The following is a 15,209-nucleotide window of genomic DNA, read 5'->3' on the forward strand; positions in this document are numbered from 1 at the left end:
TCCTTTATAATCAACGCTTTATAAATTAATGAAGTCAAATTGACGCAAGTCATATTGACTTCAATAGAGTCGATATGACTTCAAAAATATTGCTTGATGCGTTGATTCCGCTGGTCGCCGATCTATCCCGTGAAATCAGCGACGGCGAGCGTTACCGGCGTTTGCTGGATGCCATGCGCACGTTGTTTCCCTGCGATGCGGCGGCCTTGCTGCGGCTGGAAGGCGATGTACTGGTGCCGCTGGCTACCGATGGTTTGAGTAGCGATACGCTGGGACGTCGTTTTCGGGTTGAAGAGCATCCGCGCTTCGCCGCCTTGTTGGCCGGTTCCGCACCGACCAGGTTTCCGGCCGACTCGCCGTTGCCCGATCCCTATGATGGCTTGGTGGAAGCGCACTCCGGCCTGCTGGAAGTACATGATTGCATGGGTTGCCCGGTCACTATTGCCGGCCGTCCCTGGGGCTTGCTGACCCTCGATGCGTTAGGCCCGAATCGTTTCGATCTTGTCGAAATGGCGTCGCTGCAGGCGTTTTCCAGCCTCGCCGCGGCAACCGTCAACGTGGTCGAGCGCATCAGTTTACTGGCCGAAACCGGCGAACAGGAAAGGCAGCGCGCCGAGGCCTATCAGCTTGCCGCCAGCCAGAGCCGGCGCGAGTTGATCGGTCAAAGCGTCGCCCACAAGCGTCTGTTGCAGGAAATCCGGCTGGCTGGTCCGAGCGACATGACGGTCCTGATTAGCGGCGAAACCGGGGTCGGCAAGGAGCTGGTTGCCAATGCCATCCATGCGGCATCGACGCGCGCGCATAAGCCGATCATCAGCCTCAACTGTGCGGCGTTGCCGGAAACCCTGGTCGAGAGCGAATTGTTCGGCCATGTGCGTGGCGCTTTCTCCGGCGCCATCAGTGATAGGCGCGGCAAGTTCGAGATGGCGCATGGCGGCACGCTGTTTCTGGATGAAGTCGGGGAACTGTCGCTATCGGTCCAGGCCAAGCTGTTGCGGGTCTTGCAAAGCGGGCAATTGCAGCGCGTCGGCTCGGACGAGGAGCGCGTGGTCAACGTGCGGGTAATTGCCGCGACCAATCGTGACTTGAACGAAGAAGTGCGGTTTGGACGTTACCGCGCCGATTTTTACCATCGGCTCAGCGTCTATCCGATTGCGGTGCCGCCGCTGCGTGAAAGAGGTCACGATGCATTGCTGCTGAGTGGTTTCTTCCTTGAGGAAAATCGCGCGCGGCTGGGCTTGCTCAGCCTGCGGCTGGCGAGTGACGCGCAAGAGGCGTTGCTGGCTTACACCTGGCCCGGCAATATCCGGGAGCTGGAGCATCTGATCGGACGTAGCGCCTTGCGTGCGTTGGCGCGGCATCCGGAACGGCCGCGCATCCTGACCTTGCGCGCCGCCGATCTCGACCTGCGCCATGAGGCGGCGCTGCTGTTGCCTGTGGATGCCGAGGCCGAACCGGCAGTGGACGGCGGCTTGCGCGAAGCGGTGAGTGCCTTTGAACGACGTTTGATCAGTCAAAGCCTGGCGCGCAACGGCAACAACCTGGCCTCTGCTGCGCGTGAACTGGGCGTTGATCGCGCCAATCTGAACCGCATGGCAAAACGTCTCGGATTGAAGTGACGCCGATGCGGAGTGTGCCGCCATGCGCCATCCCGCACTTGCCGTACAAGTCAACGTGTTGCGGTTGGCGCGACAAATCCAGTCTCGCCCGGCCCGGGCGGCGCCGGCTTCCGGCCGAACACCAGGCTTTGCGGTTGCTGCTGGACGTCCGACAGCACGTGATCCAGCGTATGCGAGCTGCGCGAAAAATCGGTGATCATGCCGCGCAGCGGCGGCAGCGTATCCTTCAGGTCCTGGCTGGCTTGGCTGAGATCGTCTGCGGTTTGGCCAATGCGATCGAGCGTGCCAACCCGGCTGCGGATTTCCTGCGTCAGGCCGTTCAGGTTCGCCAGCAGCGGATCGACGCGCGCCAGGGCCTTGTCGGCGTGGGCGCTGATGCCAGGTAGCGTCTTCAGCGTCGGTTGTAGTTCGGCGGCGAGGTCGGCGATGCGGCCCGATGCTGTCTTGAGATTGCTGATGGTCGCCGATAACTCTGCCAGGTTGTCGTCATCGAGCAGTTTGTTCAAGCGCTTTGCCGCCTGGCCGGTGTCGCGCAACAGTTCCTGGCCTGAATTGCCGACCTGGTCAAAAAACGAGGGGCGCATTTCGATGCGGCCGATTTCGTCGGGATTGAGCGCCAGTTTTTCCGGTTTGCTGCCATCGTCGTCCAACTGCACGAAGGAAAGCCCGGTAATGCCGAGATAGCTCAGTTGCGCATAGGTGCCTTGATTGATGGGCGTGCCTTTATCGACGCTGATCTTGACCAGGATCAGGTGCGGATCGGTCGGCGAAAACTGGATATCCTTGACCTTGCCGACATCAACGCCGCGCAGCCGCACCGGCGCGTTGCGGTTCAAGCCGGAGACGGGCGTCCGTGACAGCAGCAGGTAATCCTGCTGGTCGACGGCATTGCCGTTAAGCCGGATAGCAACGAATATCAATCCGATGCAGAGCAGCACCAGGAACAGGCCGGCGGACAGGGCGTGGGAGCGGTTTTCCATTGACTACCTCCTTGTGTCTTACGCGGCATGCAGGCCGACGCCCATCTTGTCGCGGAAATCCTTGACGTTTTCCTGTTCACAGCGCTTGATGTGGCCGAGGAAGAAATTCTGCACGAACGGATCGGGATGCTGCACGATGTCCCATAGCGGGCCGACCGTCAGCAACTGCTGGTTGGCGAGGACGGCAACCCGGTCGGACAGGGCTAGCAGGGTGTCGACATCATGGGTCACCATCACCACGGTGAGGTTCAGCGCGCGCCGCAGCGATTCGATCAGTTGCACGAAGCCGTGGCTGCGTTCGGGATCGAGGCCGGCGGTGGGTTCGTCGAGAAACAGCAATTCGGGATTGAGCGCAAGCGCGCGAGCCAGGGCGACGCGCTTGACCATGCCGCCGGACAGTTCGGCGGGCATCTTGTTGGCGCTCATGGCGTCGATTTCGACCAGATCAAGCTTCATCATCACCAGTTCGCGGATGACGTCTTCGGGCAAGGCCTTGAGTTCGCGCAGCGGCAGGGCGACGTTGTCGAACACGCTGAGTGCTGAGAACAACGCGCCTTCCTGGAACAGCACGCCCCAGCGGTTGCGCGTCTGGCGCAGGTCGCTGTCGGCGCAGCCTTGGAGGGGGACGCCGAATACCTTGATGGTGCCGCGGCTGGGGGCTTCGAGGCCGAGCATCAGGCGTAGCAGGGTGGTTTTTCCGCTGCCGGAGCCGCCAATAATGGCCATCACTTCGCCGTAATTCACGCTGAGCGTGAGGTCGCGGTGGATGATGGTGTTGCCGTATTGGGTCCATACGGCGTTGATGTCGATGATGACGGTTGGTGTGTCCACTTTTTTTGCCCGCTAGAAGATTTTTACGATTACGTTTTTCTAAAATCTTTTCTATATTGTTGCTTTCTGCTTTCTGCTTTCTGCTTTCTGCTTTCTGCTTTCTGCTTTTTTGCCTTTTTCTTTTTCTTTTTCTTGTCTCTGCCGGTGATGCCCCGACAACGCAGTTAAATGGGGTCGGAGTTTTTTTTCGCGGCTTTTTGCGAAAATTACTCTGACCCCTTTTAACGGTCTACGGAGTGAGTGCAGTAGTGCATTCAAAAGTGGCCGTTTCGTCGCTATTTAATACGTACTCTACTCCGTGGATACTTGCCGGGGGCGGCCCGGCAGCCGCTTACTTTCTTTGCTTCGCCAAAGAAAGTAAGCAAAGAAAGGCGATCGCACAGCCGTTTCCCGCCTTCGGCGGGTCCCCAAATGCGCCGCGCGCCAGTCGGATGGGACACAAACTCGCTTCGCTCAAACATGTGTCCCATAATTCCCGACTGTCACCCGTCCCATTTGGCAACGTCAGCATGCGAAAAGTCAAAAACAACTACAACGGCAAAAGCCAATTCAAAAGCAACGTCAAAACCAACAACAACGTCAAAATCAACTCCACGCAGTTAAATGGGGTCAGAGTTTTTTTTCGGCGGGGTCTTGCCGAAAATTACTCTGACCCCTTTTAACGGACCACGGAGTGTGTGCGGTGGTGCATAAGTCGTGTGCATCCAGTGCTGCTTAAAAAGGCTACTACTCTGTGGAATCCGCCGGCGGCAGCCCGGCAGCGAGTCACGTTTCTTGCTTCACCCCCCTAATCGATATTTAATCGTCTCTTAAAACCCCACATTCGAAAAAATCACCGCAAAAATCGCATCCACAATGATGACGATGGTGATTGATGTGACTACAGAATCAGTCGTACTCGCACCCAAGCTTTCTGTGTTTGGCTTGATTTGCAAGCCGTAGTGGCAGGCGATAAGGGCGACCAGCATGCCGAATACGGAGCCTTTGCATAGGCTCAACCACAGGTTGGCGATGGGCACGGCGGCGGGGAGGCCGTGCAGGAACTGGCGGTAGCCGATGTCTAGCTGGAGGTAGGCCGATAGCATGCCGCCTAGCAGGGCGGCCATGTCGCTCCAGATGATCAATAGCGGCAGCGTGATGGCAAGTGCGATGACTTTGGGCAGTACCAGACGTTGGGTGTGGGAGATGCCCATTGCCGAGAGGGCGTCCAGTTCGCGGGTGACGCGCATGACGCCTAGTTGCGCGGTCATCGAGGAGCCGGAGCGGCCGGCGACCAGGATCGCTGCCAGGATCGGGCCCAGTTCACGCACGATGCCGAGGCCCAGGATGTTGATGATGAAGACATCGGCGCCGTAGTTTTTCAACTGGATCGACGACAGGTAACTCAACACCACGCCGACCAGGAAGCCGACCAGCGCCGTGATAGCCAGCGCCTGGCTGCCGGTGCGGTGGATGTTGGCGGAAATTTCGCGCCATGGGATATCGGCCGGGTGGCGCAGCAGGTAGAGCAGATCCAGCAGCAGATTGCCGGCCAGGATCGTGATCGCATACAGGTTCCTGCTGAACGATAGCAAGCCTTGGCCGAGTTTGACCAGCAATCCCAGTCGATCACGCGGTAGTGGCGGTGGCTCCGGGAACGGCTTGGTGGCCAGGTTGGCGAAAATGTCTTCGTATTCCGGCTTGAGCAGGACATCCGGCCGCCGCCGTCCCCACATGCGCCACAGGAACAATGCGCCGGCGGCATCCAGCTGCTGGATGGCGCGCAGGTCCCACCTGGCGTTGGTGTCCTTGGCATATTGCGCCAACTGCGGCCGCAAGATGGCGGCATCCGGCAGGATCTCGCGCAACAGCCAGGTGCCGCTGACTTCAATCCGGTTGAGACCGTCGGCATCGGTCACGCGCTGCAGGCGCGGCGGGTTCAAGATGATGGCCATGAATCCGCACTGCATATCGGTGGGCAAACAGGGCGTTCGCTGATCATTCGTCACTCTCCGCCAATCTGGATCGGGTCGGGAATTTCGCGTATTGAGCATGAATCAGGCTACTGTTGCCGATGTTACGCCTCAACGCGCATAAATAGAAGCTGCCTACCGCATTCGGCAGTTGAACGAAATTACCGCCGCGCGATCTGAAAAACGGCTTTTTCATTCAATCGTTACAATGACACACGCCTGCAAAGCATTTTTACGCTATCCAAGGATAAATCAAATATGCGTCATCCATTAGCCGCTGGCCTGTCCGGCTTTTTGTTAGCCACCGTGTTTTCCAGCGCGATGGCGCAGGCGCCCCAAGCCGCGCCAACTTACGGCCCTGAGCTGCAGGGCTTCGCTTATCCCTATGCGTTGCAACATTACATTTTCGAATCGCAGGGAGAGCGCCTGCACATGGGGTACATGGATGTTGCCGCCGCTGGCAAGCCGAATGGCCGCACTGCTGTGCTGATGCACGGTAAAAATTTCTGCGGCGCGACCTGGGAGCAGACCATCAAGACCTTGAGCGAGGCCGGCTATCGGGTGATCGCACCGGATCAGATCGGCTTTTGCACCTCCTCCAAGCCTGAGCATTATCAATATTCGTTCCAGCAACTGGCGCTCAATACGCATGCGCTGCTGGAGCAGCTTGGCGTAAAGCAGGCCACGCTCATCGGCCATTCCACCGGCGGCATGCTGGCCACCCGTTATGCCTTGCTCTATCCCGAGCAGGTCGCGCAGCTGGTGCTGGTCAATCCGATCGGCCTGGAAGACTGGAAAGCGCTGGGCGTCCCATACCGTACTGTGGACCAATGGTACGAACGGGAACTGAAGCTGACTGCCGACAGCGTGCGCAAGTATGAACAAAGCACTTACTATGTCGGCCGCTGGAAGCCTGAATATGAACGCTGGGTGATCATGCTGGCGGGTCTCAACCAAGGGCCTGGTCATCGCCTGGTGGCGTGGAACTCGGCGCTGCTGTATGACATGATCTTTACCCAGCCAGTGGTGTATGAATTCAAGAACCTGACCATGCCGACGCTGCTGATGATCGGCGATGCCGATACCACCGCGATAGGCAGCGACATCGCGCCACCAGAGGTGAAGGCGAAGATCGGCCATTACAACTTGCTGGGCAAGCAGGTTGCCAAATTGATTCCGGCATCAACGCTGGTGGAATTTGCCGGCAAAGGCCATGCGCCGCAGATGGAAGATCCTGCTGCCTTCCATCGAGCCTTGCTCGATTGGCTGGGATATCAGTGAGCCGACGTTGAGTTGTTGTGACGCATTATTGACTAAATGGCATCCAAAGAATCATAGCGGCTAGCCGCTGCCATGCTGCGACGCAAACTTCGACGGTGTTTCTAAAAAACGTGCGGCTTTGCGTTTGTCATGGGTAGAATCTGGATTGCAATTCTCCGCTCGACATTCACCGTTCGAAAGAAAATCATGCACAGCGCCGCCGAAGAAAGAAAGCAGCAGAAACTGGCAGAAATGCTCCAATTCGCCCAAGATCGCTTGTCGCCGGAAAGTTTTGCGCCGATGCAGACATTCCTGAGCAATTATTACTCGCAAGTTGGCGAAGAACAGATACTGAGCCGCGACGTCGCCGATCTTTACGGCGCTGCGGTAGCACACTGGCAATTTGCGCGGCATTTCAACAGCGGCACGCCGCGCGTGCGTATCTACAACCCGCGCATCGATGAAAATGGCTGGGAATCCGGCCATAGCGTGATCGAAATCGTCAACGACGACATGCCGTTCCTGGTTGATTCGGTCACCACCGAAATCAATCGGCTTGGCCTGACCTTGCACGCGGTGATCCATCCGGTATTCCGCGTTTGGCGCGATGCCGCCGGCCAGATCGAAAAAATCCAGAGTGCCAGCGAGAGCAGTGGCGCGGATGGCGGCAAGGCGCAGCTGGAATCGCATATCCACATTGAGGTAGACCGTTGCACTGAAACCGCCAGGATGGACGAAATCCTGGCCGGCGTGACCAAGGTGCTGGGCGATGTCCGCGCTGCGGTGGAGGACTGGCGCAAGATGCAGGCGGCGGCCAGCGATGCCATCGACGAATTGAAGGGGAATGCGAGCACCGACGTTGCGTTGCAGGCTGAAGTTGCCGAAGCGCGGGCGTTCCTGGAATGGATGGTCGACGATCATTTCACTTTTCTCGGATATCACGACTACGAACTATTGACCAACGCTGGCGAAAACTATCTGCAAGGTGTGGTCGGTTCCGGGCTGGGCATACTGCGCGATATCTTGAGCAGTAGCGACGGCGCCGACATGACTAAGCTGCCGATTGCGGCGCAAGGTGTGATCGATGCCCGTTCGCCGATTTTCATCACCAAGGCCAACATGCGCTCCACTGTGCATCGCGCCGGTTATCTCGATTACGTCGGCGTCAAGCGTTACGATGCAGGCGGCAAGGTGATTGGCGAACGGCGCATGGTTGGCCTCTACACATCAACCGCCTACACCGTTCCCACCGGCGAGATTCCGCTGGTGCGGCGCAAAGTAGCGGCGGTGCTGGCGCGCGCAGGCTTTGTGCCGAAGGGGCACTTGGCCAAGACTTTGGCCACCATCCTGGAGCAATATCCGCGCGATGAACTGTTTCAGGTCGACGAAGATGAACTGTTCGATACCGCGATGGGTATCCTGCGGCTCGAAGAGCGCCAGCGCACCCGCCTGTTCGTGCGCCGCGATGCGTTCGGCCGTTACGTATCCTGCCTGGTGTTCGTGCCGCGCGATCGTTTCAATACCGAACTGCGCGAGCGTATCCAGAACCTGCTGCTGGAAGCCTTCAAGGGAGATAGTCTGGAATTCACTCCGTTGCTGTCGGAGTCAGTCCTGGCGCGCATGCAATTCACCGTGCGCACCCAGCCCGGCAATGTAATCGATGTCGATGTCGCCGAACTGGAAGAACGCATTGTGCAGGCGACACGGCGCTGGCAGGATGATCTGGCCGAAGCCTTGCTGGAGCATCGCGGCGAAGAACAAGGCAATCGCCTGTTGCGGCGCTACGCGGCGTCGTTTCCGGCCGGTTTTCGAGAAGACTACGCAGCCCGTTCGGCGGTGCGCGATATCGAACTGCTGGAAACGGCTCGCCAGAATACCGGCTTGGCGATGAACCTGTACCGGCCGATAGAAGCCGGGCCGGCTTCGTTGCGCCTGAAAATCTATCGCGCCGGCAAGGCGATGGCGTTGTCGCAGAGCCTGCCGATGCTGGAGCACATGGGCGTCAAGGTCAATGAGGAACGACCGTACAAGATCGATTTGCAGGATGGAGAACCGGCGTGGATACACGATTTCGGTATGCAGACCGCGGATGACAGCGAAGTTGAAATCGACCGCATCAAGGATGTATTCGAAGATGCGTTCGGCCGCGTCTGGAGCGGCGAGGCAGACAATGACGATCTCAACCGGCTGGTGCTGCGCGCACGGCTGACCTGGCGTGAGGTGACTATCCTGCGCGCCTACGCGCGTTACTTGCGGCAGGTCGGTTCGACCTTCAGCAACGCCTACATCGAACAGGCGTTGACCGCCAACCCGGCGATTGCGCGCAAGCTGGTGGAACTGTTCCTGGCGCGCTTCGATCCGACGCAGGCCAAGGATGCCAGGGCGGAAGCAAAGGTTGCAGCGCTATTGCAGCAAACCGAGGCGGCGATGGATCAGGTGCCGAATCTCGATGAAGATCGCATCCTGCGCCAGTTCCTCGGCGTAATCGGCGCGACGCTGCGCACCAACTATTTCCAGCGCGGCGCCGATGGCAAGCCGAAATCCTATCTGTCTTTCAAATTCGATCCGGCGAAAGTGCCGGGCCTGCCTGCACCCAAGCCGATGTTCGAGATTTGGGTGTATTCGCCGCGTTTTGAAGGTGTGCATCTGCGTGGCGGCAAGGTCGCCCGTGGCGGTTTGCGCTGGTCCGACCGGCGCGAAGATTTCCGCACCGAGGTGTTGGGGCTGGTCAAGGCGCAAATGGTCAAGAATGCGGTCATCGTGCCGGTTGGCTCGAAGGGCGGCTTCGTGCTCAAGAACGCCCCGCCTGCCAGCGATCGCGATGCTTATCTGCGTGAAGGCGTTGAATGCTACCAGACCTTCTTGCGCGGATTGCTCGACCTGACCGATAACCTGGTGGACGGCAAAGTCGTGCCGCCGCTCGATGTGGTGCGCTACGATCCTGACGATCCGTATCTGGTGGTGGCTGCCGACAAGGGCACTGCCAGCTTTTCCGATTACGCCAACGCCATTTCCGCCGAATACGGTTTCTGGCTGGGCGATGCGTTCGCCTCCGGCGGTTCGGTCGGCTACGATCACAAAAAAATGGGGATTACCGCAAGAGGCGCCTGGGAATCGGTCAAACGCCATTTCCGCGAGCTTGGCGTCAATACCCAGGAGCAGGATTTCACGGTGGTCGGTATCGGCGACATGTCCGGCGACGTGTTCGGCAACGGCATGCTGCTGTCGCAACACATCAAGTTGCTGGCGGCTTTCGATCATCGTCATATTTTTCTCGATCCGAACCCCGATCCTGCCGCCAGTTTCGCTGAGCGCGAGCGTTTGTTTGCGTTACCGCGATCCAGTTGGGCCGACTATTCGGCAACGCTGATTTCAAAAGGCGGCGGCATCTATCCGCGCACACTCAAGACGATTCCATTGTCGCCTGAAGTACAGGCCGCGCTTGGCATCTCCGCTGCAGAGTTGCCGCCTACCGAACTGATCCGCGCTATCCTGCTGGCCCAGGTGGACCTGCTCTACAACGGCGGCATCGGCACCTATATCAAGGCCAGCCGGGAAACCCACGCGCAGGTCGGCGACCGCACCAACGATGCGATTCGCGTCAATGGCGCTGAACTCAATTGCAAGGTGGTGGCCGAAGGCGGCAATCTCGGCTGCACCCAATTCGGCCGCATCGAGTTCGCCCAGAAGGGCGGCCGCATCTGCACCGACGCCATCGACAATTCGGCCGGCGTCGATTGTTCGGATCACGAAGTCAACATCAAGATCATGCTGGGCTTGATCGTCAGTGAAGGCGAGATGACCGAAAAGCAGCGTAACAAGCTGCTGGCGGAAATGACCGAGGAGGTCGGCCTGCAAGTGTTGACCGATAACTACTATCAGACCCAGGCCCTGTCGGTCGCCGGCCGCCGCGCGCCGACCCTGCTGGAGCCGGAGGCGCGTCTGATGCGCTTTCTCGAACGTGCCGGGCGGCTCGATCGTGCCGTCGAATTCCTGCCGTCGGAAGAAGAATGCGCCGACCGCAAAACTGCCAAGCAAGGATTGGCGACGCCGGAGCGCGCGGTGCTGATGGCGTACAACAAGATGTGGCTGTTTGAAGAATTGCTCGCTTCCGACTTGCTGGAGGATTCATTCATCGCCGGCTCGTTGACCGCCTACTTCCCGCAGCCGTTGCGCGCGCGTTATCCGGAGGCGATGCAGCGTCATCCGCTGGCGCGCGAAATCATTGCGACTTACCTGGTCAACACGTTGACCAACCGGGTCGGCAGCACCTTTGTGCACCACCTGGCGGAAGAAAGCGGCGCCAGTCCGGTCGAGGTGGTGCGCGCCAGCGTCATTGCGCGCGAGGTATTTGAGTTCGAGGAAATCTGGCATGACATCGACTTGCTCGACAATGTCGTGCCGGATGTCTTGCAGGCGCAAATGCTGGTCGATGTCGGCGGCCTCATAGAACAAGCCAGTTTCTGGTTCCTGCATCGTCATGGCAAAGGCGAAACGATCAGCAGCACCGTCGAACGCTTCCGCCAGGCCGCCAACCAGCTCGGCCCGCAATTGGTGAGCCTGCTGGCCGCCAGCGACGCCGAGGCGCTCAAGGCCAAGCGGGACAAACTGATACAGGCCGGCGTCTCGGAAGTCTTGGCGCGGCGGGTCGCTAGCGCTGAGTTGATCGGCGCCGTGCTGGATATTGCCGAAGTTGCCGCATCAACCGGCCGCAGCCTGGAACTTGTTGCCAGCGTTTATTTTGCACTCGATCTGAACCTGAATTTCGGCTGGATGCGCGAGCGAGTCAGCGCTTTGCCGGCGGAGACACACTGGCAGACGCTGGCGCGCAGCGCGCTGCAAAGCGATCTGACAGGTCTGCAGCGAACCCTGACCGCCAATGTGATCCAGCTGTCGCCGGCACTTGAACAGGCGCAGGAAATGGTCGACGCCTGGCAAGCCTCATGCAAGACACCGCTGGAACGCTACCGCCGCCTGCTGACCGATTTCCAGATGGGCGGCAATGTCGACCTGGCGATGCTGTCGGTGGCGGCAAGGGAAATGCGGGAATTAAAATAATTGCGAGGCTGAGTTGATGAACGCGTAGGGTGGGCATGTTTTTTTTGCCCACGCGCTGTAAGAGTGACTAGCGTGGATTGAATTGGCGCAACGCGTGGGCACGGGGTGCCCACGCTACAAAGCGATTGATTTGCGAGGAAAGGCATGGCAATGCAAGCGATTCTGTTCGATACCGACGCATCGATCTGCACCATCACACTGAACAAGCCGGCCAAGCGTAACGCCGTCGATCGCGCAATGGCTGCGGAATTGCATGCTGCGTTTGAGCGCTTCGAAGCCGACGCTTCGTTGCGGGTAGCGATACTCACCGGCGGCGGCAACCATTTTTGCGGCGGCGCCGACCTCAGCGCGATCGCCGATCCTGAATCGCGCAATGAACTCGATCCCGAAGGCGGCGGCAGCGGGCCGATGGGGCCGACGCGGATGGCGTTATCGAAACCACTGATTGCGGCCGTCAACGGCTATGCGGTGGCGGGTGGACTGGAGCTGGCCTTGCTGGCGGATTTGCGAGTGGCCGATGAGGATGCCGTATTCGGTGTGTTTTGCCGGCGCTGGGGCGTGCCGTTGATCGATGGCGGTACCGTGCGGCTGCCGCGCATTGTCGGCATGGCGCGTGCGCTCGACATGATCCTGACCGGGCGCCCGGTCAGCGCCAAGGAAGCGTTCGACATGGGATTGGTGAACCGTCTGACCCGAACCGGCGGCGCACTGGCCGAAGCACAGGAACTGGCGCATCAGATTGCCAGCTTCCCGCAGCAATGCATGCTGACGGACCGGCGCTCCGCGTATGAACAATGGAATTTGCCGCTGGATGAGGCCTTGCGGCATGAGGGCAAGCAAGGCGTGCCGATTGTGCTGGCCGAAGGCGAGGAGGGAGCCGCCAAGTTCACCTTCGGTCTCGGGCGGCATGGGCGTTTCGGCGATTAGTTGATTCGAGCGGAGATGCCTTTGAACGCCATAATCAAGCCGCAGCTGGCTTCAGCCAATTTTGTTATGATGTTTCCTTTTGAAAACATCGCCTGTGGGCAGCCATCGACGATGTGAATTGCAGCTGTTTTCCCGCTGTTTTGATACCTGCATACTCAGACGATGGACATGACGCAACTACTTGGCCCTGCATTCAAACTCGTTGAAGAAATAGATGTTTCGCAACTCGATCAGGTCGGCGGTTTCGGCCATCGGACTCGGCCGCTACTGGTGAAGGGCGCGTTGCGCAACTGGCCGGCCAGCCAGAACTGGTCTTTTGAAAAATTGGCTGAACTGCGCAACAAGGACGGTTCCGAGCCAACTCGTAAATTCCAGAACGGCCTGGTCGAACAAGGCGAGACGCAGGAGCGCCCGCTGTTGCCGATCGCGCCGTATTTACGAGAACTGGCGGGCCTGGCCGGCCAGCCAGTCAGCGAAGATGTGGGCTTGCTGCCGAACCGGCGTCGCCGACTGTTGCAGCCTGGCGAGGAATTCCACCTCAACTGGGCGCACATGCAGTCATTCACGCCGCATCGCAACTACCTGGCGCAGTGGAGCATCCTCGAAGATTTTCCGCAGCTGCGCAGCGATTTCGACATCCAGAGCCTATGGCCCGGCTGGCGCTGGACCTGGGAGTCGGTGTTCATCGGTCCGGCGAATACCCACACGGGGCTGCATCGCGATGTGCCGAACAACTGGTTCTGCCAGGCGCGCGGCGTCAAGGAATTCATCATGTTCCCGCCTTCGGAAGAAGCGTTCATGTCGCCGTCGAAGAAATACGATTGGGGCGCCACTTTGAGTTCGATCAATATCGCCCGTTTCGACGAGCACCCGGAACAATTGCGTGCGCTGGAACAGGCCAAAGGCTTGTATGTACGGGTCGAGGAGGGTGATGCCCTGTTCATTCCGAAGCGCACCTGGCATGCGGTGGTGTCACTGGCGCCGTCCATCAGCCTGGCGGTGTTCGGCCTGACCGCGCCGGAGATATTGCTGGAAGGCGTGCCGACTGCCACCAAGGACCTGCTGCACAATATGCATCTCTATCGCTGGGGACATTGCATTTGCCATAAGCACCTGGCATAGGAGCTGCCAGAAAGGTGCAGGAAACCGCTGAACTTTGTTGTTTCAGCTTTCCTGCATCTGTCTTGACGAATAGCCGTCAATCAAACAGCCCTGCACGATCACACATCTTTCCACTGACGGAAAACTGCTGCCTGACCGCGATACACTCCTTGGCGATCGACAAGATTCCAGAGAGTGCCTTGCTCTATCCAGAAACGTCTTCCCGATTTCGCGATACGCACTCCCTTGTAGTCGCTCACAAAACCTTGAGTCCGCACCAGGCTCATCAGGCGTTCGCGCTCCTCCCGGTTCTGCTCTTCGGCTGAAAGCCGCGACTGCAGAGCGGTCATTTCTTCCCAATTGTATTCAAAGCATCGTTGCGCGGCCCTGTTTGCGTAAACAAAACGCGGCGCCGGATCGGTGTTGTGCGCCAGCACGCAGAACGGCGCGTCTTCGTAGAGCCAACGGGCAGTGTCGGCAAGCGGTGCGTCCAAAGGCAACAATGATGCGCCGACCAGCCGCTTGTGGCTCTCCGTCAGCAGCGCAAAAAAATTGGAATCCAAAGCGAGTGATGTTGACATGTGAAGATATCCGTTTATATCCGTTGAAAAGCGTGTGGGCGATATGGTGTGATGATGACATGTTTTTTTGCGGTCGTTTCTCCTGCGCTTGCTCCGGTGCCGGCATTCAGCCCCAAGCGTTGTCGTTGACATGATTTCTCCCTGAGTGGGTGTTGCGGCGAATCTTGACCATGGTCAATGCTGTACTGCGTGCGTCTGTCTAAGATGCCATCACGCTGTACAAGAAGACAAATCAAGATAACTGACGAGACAACCGACAACAGGAGGCGCAATGGCAGCAGTCATATCCGAGCTCAAGGCCGTGGCAAGTACGACGGCCGATGACACACTCAAACGCAAGAGCCGGGAAGCTGGCGTGGTATCGGGAGGGCATCTGGTGGCCCGGGCGCTGAAGAATGAAGGCGTCGATACGATATTTACCCTGTGCGGCGGTCACATTATCGATATTTACGACGGTTGCATCGACGAAGGCATTCGCATCATCGATGTGCGCCATGAACAGGTGGCAGCGCATGCCGCTGACGGTTATGCCCGTCAAACCGGCAAGCTGGGCGTGGTGGTGACGACCGCCGGTCCGGGTTGCACCAATGCCGTGACCGGTATTGCTACCGCCTTCCGTTCTGAAAGCCCGGTGCTGCATATCGGCGGCCAGGGTGGGATTACCCAACACATGATGGGTTCGCTGCAGGATTTACCGCATACCGAAATGATGCGGCCGATCACCAAGTTCTCCGAAGGCGTGCGTTCTACGGAACGCGTGGCCGATATGGTGTCAATGGCGATCCGCGCCTGTTTCGCCGGCGCTCCTGGCCCGGCTTACCTGGAAATCCCGCGCGATGTGCTGGATCGTGAGATCGATATCAGCAAGGCCGTGATTCCAGCAGCGGGCCAATACCGCGC

11 protein-coding genes are annotated in these 15,209 nt (G+C 58.8%); 7 read left to right on the forward strand and 4 right to left on the reverse strand.

Going from position 1 to position 15,209, the window contains the following annotated elements:
• Nucleotides 1–74 precede the first annotated feature (74 nt).
• Entirely contained in the window at nt 75–1,619 is a 1,545-nt protein-coding gene (norR, locus tag ACIPF8_RS02990; protein WP_400416989.1) for a nitric oxide reductase transcriptional regulator NorR, read from the forward strand.
• Between the two features lie 50 nt (nt 1,620–1,669).
• Here the strand turns inward: norR and ACIPF8_RS02995 are convergent, their stop codons facing one another.
• Together ACIPF8_RS02995 and ACIPF8_RS03000 are read right to left on the reverse strand one after the other, a co-directional pair.
• Nucleotides 1,670–2,599: an MlaD family protein gene (locus ACIPF8_RS02995; protein ID WP_400416990.1), complete on the reverse strand. Its 930-nt coding sequence runs from the start codon at nt 2,597–2,599 to the stop codon at nt 1,670–1,672.
• Between the two features lie 18 nt (nt 2,600–2,617).
• Nucleotides 2,618–3,430, reverse strand: coding sequence for an ABC transporter ATP-binding protein (locus tag ACIPF8_RS03000; protein ID WP_400416991.1), 813 nt, complete (start codon nt 3,428–3,430; stop codon nt 2,618–2,620).
• Between the two features lie 236 nt (nt 3,431–3,666).
• Here ACIPF8_RS03000 and ACIPF8_RS03005 point away from each other — a divergent pair, with 236 nt between their 5' ends.
• Entirely contained in the window at nt 3,667–4,092 is a 426-nt protein-coding gene (locus ACIPF8_RS03005; RefSeq protein ID WP_400416992.1) for a hypothetical protein, read from the forward strand.
• A gap of 147 nt (nt 4,093–4,239) precedes the next feature.
• Here the strand turns inward: ACIPF8_RS03005 and ACIPF8_RS03010 are convergent, their stop codons facing one another.
• Complete coding sequence (locus tag ACIPF8_RS03010) at nt 4,240–5,364, reverse strand: MlaE family ABC transporter permease (RefSeq protein ID WP_400416993.1); 1,125 nt, start codon at nt 5,362–5,364, stop codon at nt 4,240–4,242.
• A gap of 276 nt (nt 5,365–5,640) precedes the next feature.
• Here ACIPF8_RS03010 and ACIPF8_RS03015 point away from each other — a divergent pair, with 276 nt between their 5' ends.
• The 4 genes from ACIPF8_RS03015 to ACIPF8_RS03030 all read left to right on the forward strand — a co-directional run bounded on the left by ACIPF8_RS03015 (nt 5,641) and on the right by ACIPF8_RS03030 (nt 13,749).
• Nucleotides 5,641–6,663 carry an alpha/beta fold hydrolase gene (locus tag ACIPF8_RS03015; RefSeq protein ID WP_400416994.1) on the forward strand — a complete coding sequence of 341 codons (1,023 nt, stop codon included), beginning with the start codon at nt 5,641–5,643 and terminating at the stop codon, nt 6,661–6,663.
• A gap of 186 nt (nt 6,664–6,849) precedes the next feature.
• Nucleotides 6,850–11,700 carry an NAD-glutamate dehydrogenase gene (locus ACIPF8_RS03020; protein ID WP_400416995.1) on the forward strand — a complete coding sequence of 1,617 codons (4,851 nt, stop codon included), beginning with the start codon at nt 6,850–6,852 and terminating at the stop codon, nt 11,698–11,700.
• A 150-nt stretch (nt 11,701–11,850) separates the two neighbouring features.
• On the forward strand, nt 11,851–12,627 hold the full coding sequence (locus tag ACIPF8_RS03025) for a crotonase/enoyl-CoA hydratase family protein (RefSeq protein WP_400417020.1): 777 nt from the start codon (nt 11,851–11,853) through the stop codon (nt 12,625–12,627).
• A 168-nt stretch (nt 12,628–12,795) separates the two neighbouring features.
• Nucleotides 12,796–13,749, forward strand: coding sequence for a cupin-like domain-containing protein (locus ACIPF8_RS03030; RefSeq protein ID WP_400416996.1), 954 nt, complete (start codon nt 12,796–12,798; stop codon nt 13,747–13,749).
• A 98-nt stretch (nt 13,750–13,847) separates the two neighbouring features.
• Here ACIPF8_RS03030 and ACIPF8_RS03035 read toward each other — a convergent pair whose 3' ends face one another.
• On the reverse strand, nt 13,848–14,309 hold the full coding sequence (locus tag ACIPF8_RS03035; RefSeq protein ID WP_400416997.1) for an MEKHLA domain-containing protein: 462 nt from the start codon (nt 14,307–14,309) through the stop codon (nt 13,848–13,850).
• 271 nt (nt 14,310–14,580) lie between these two features.
• Here ACIPF8_RS03035 and ACIPF8_RS03040 point away from each other — a divergent pair.
• Nucleotides 14,581–15,209: thiamine pyrophosphate-binding protein (locus tag ACIPF8_RS03040; protein WP_400416998.1), on the forward strand; the 629-nt coding region annotated here is incomplete at its 3' end.

This window comes from Collimonas sp. NPDC087041 (genome assembly GCF_044745265.1).
In the GTDB taxonomy this organism is placed as follows: Bacteria; Pseudomonadota; Gammaproteobacteria; order Burkholderiales; family Burkholderiaceae_D; genus Collimonas.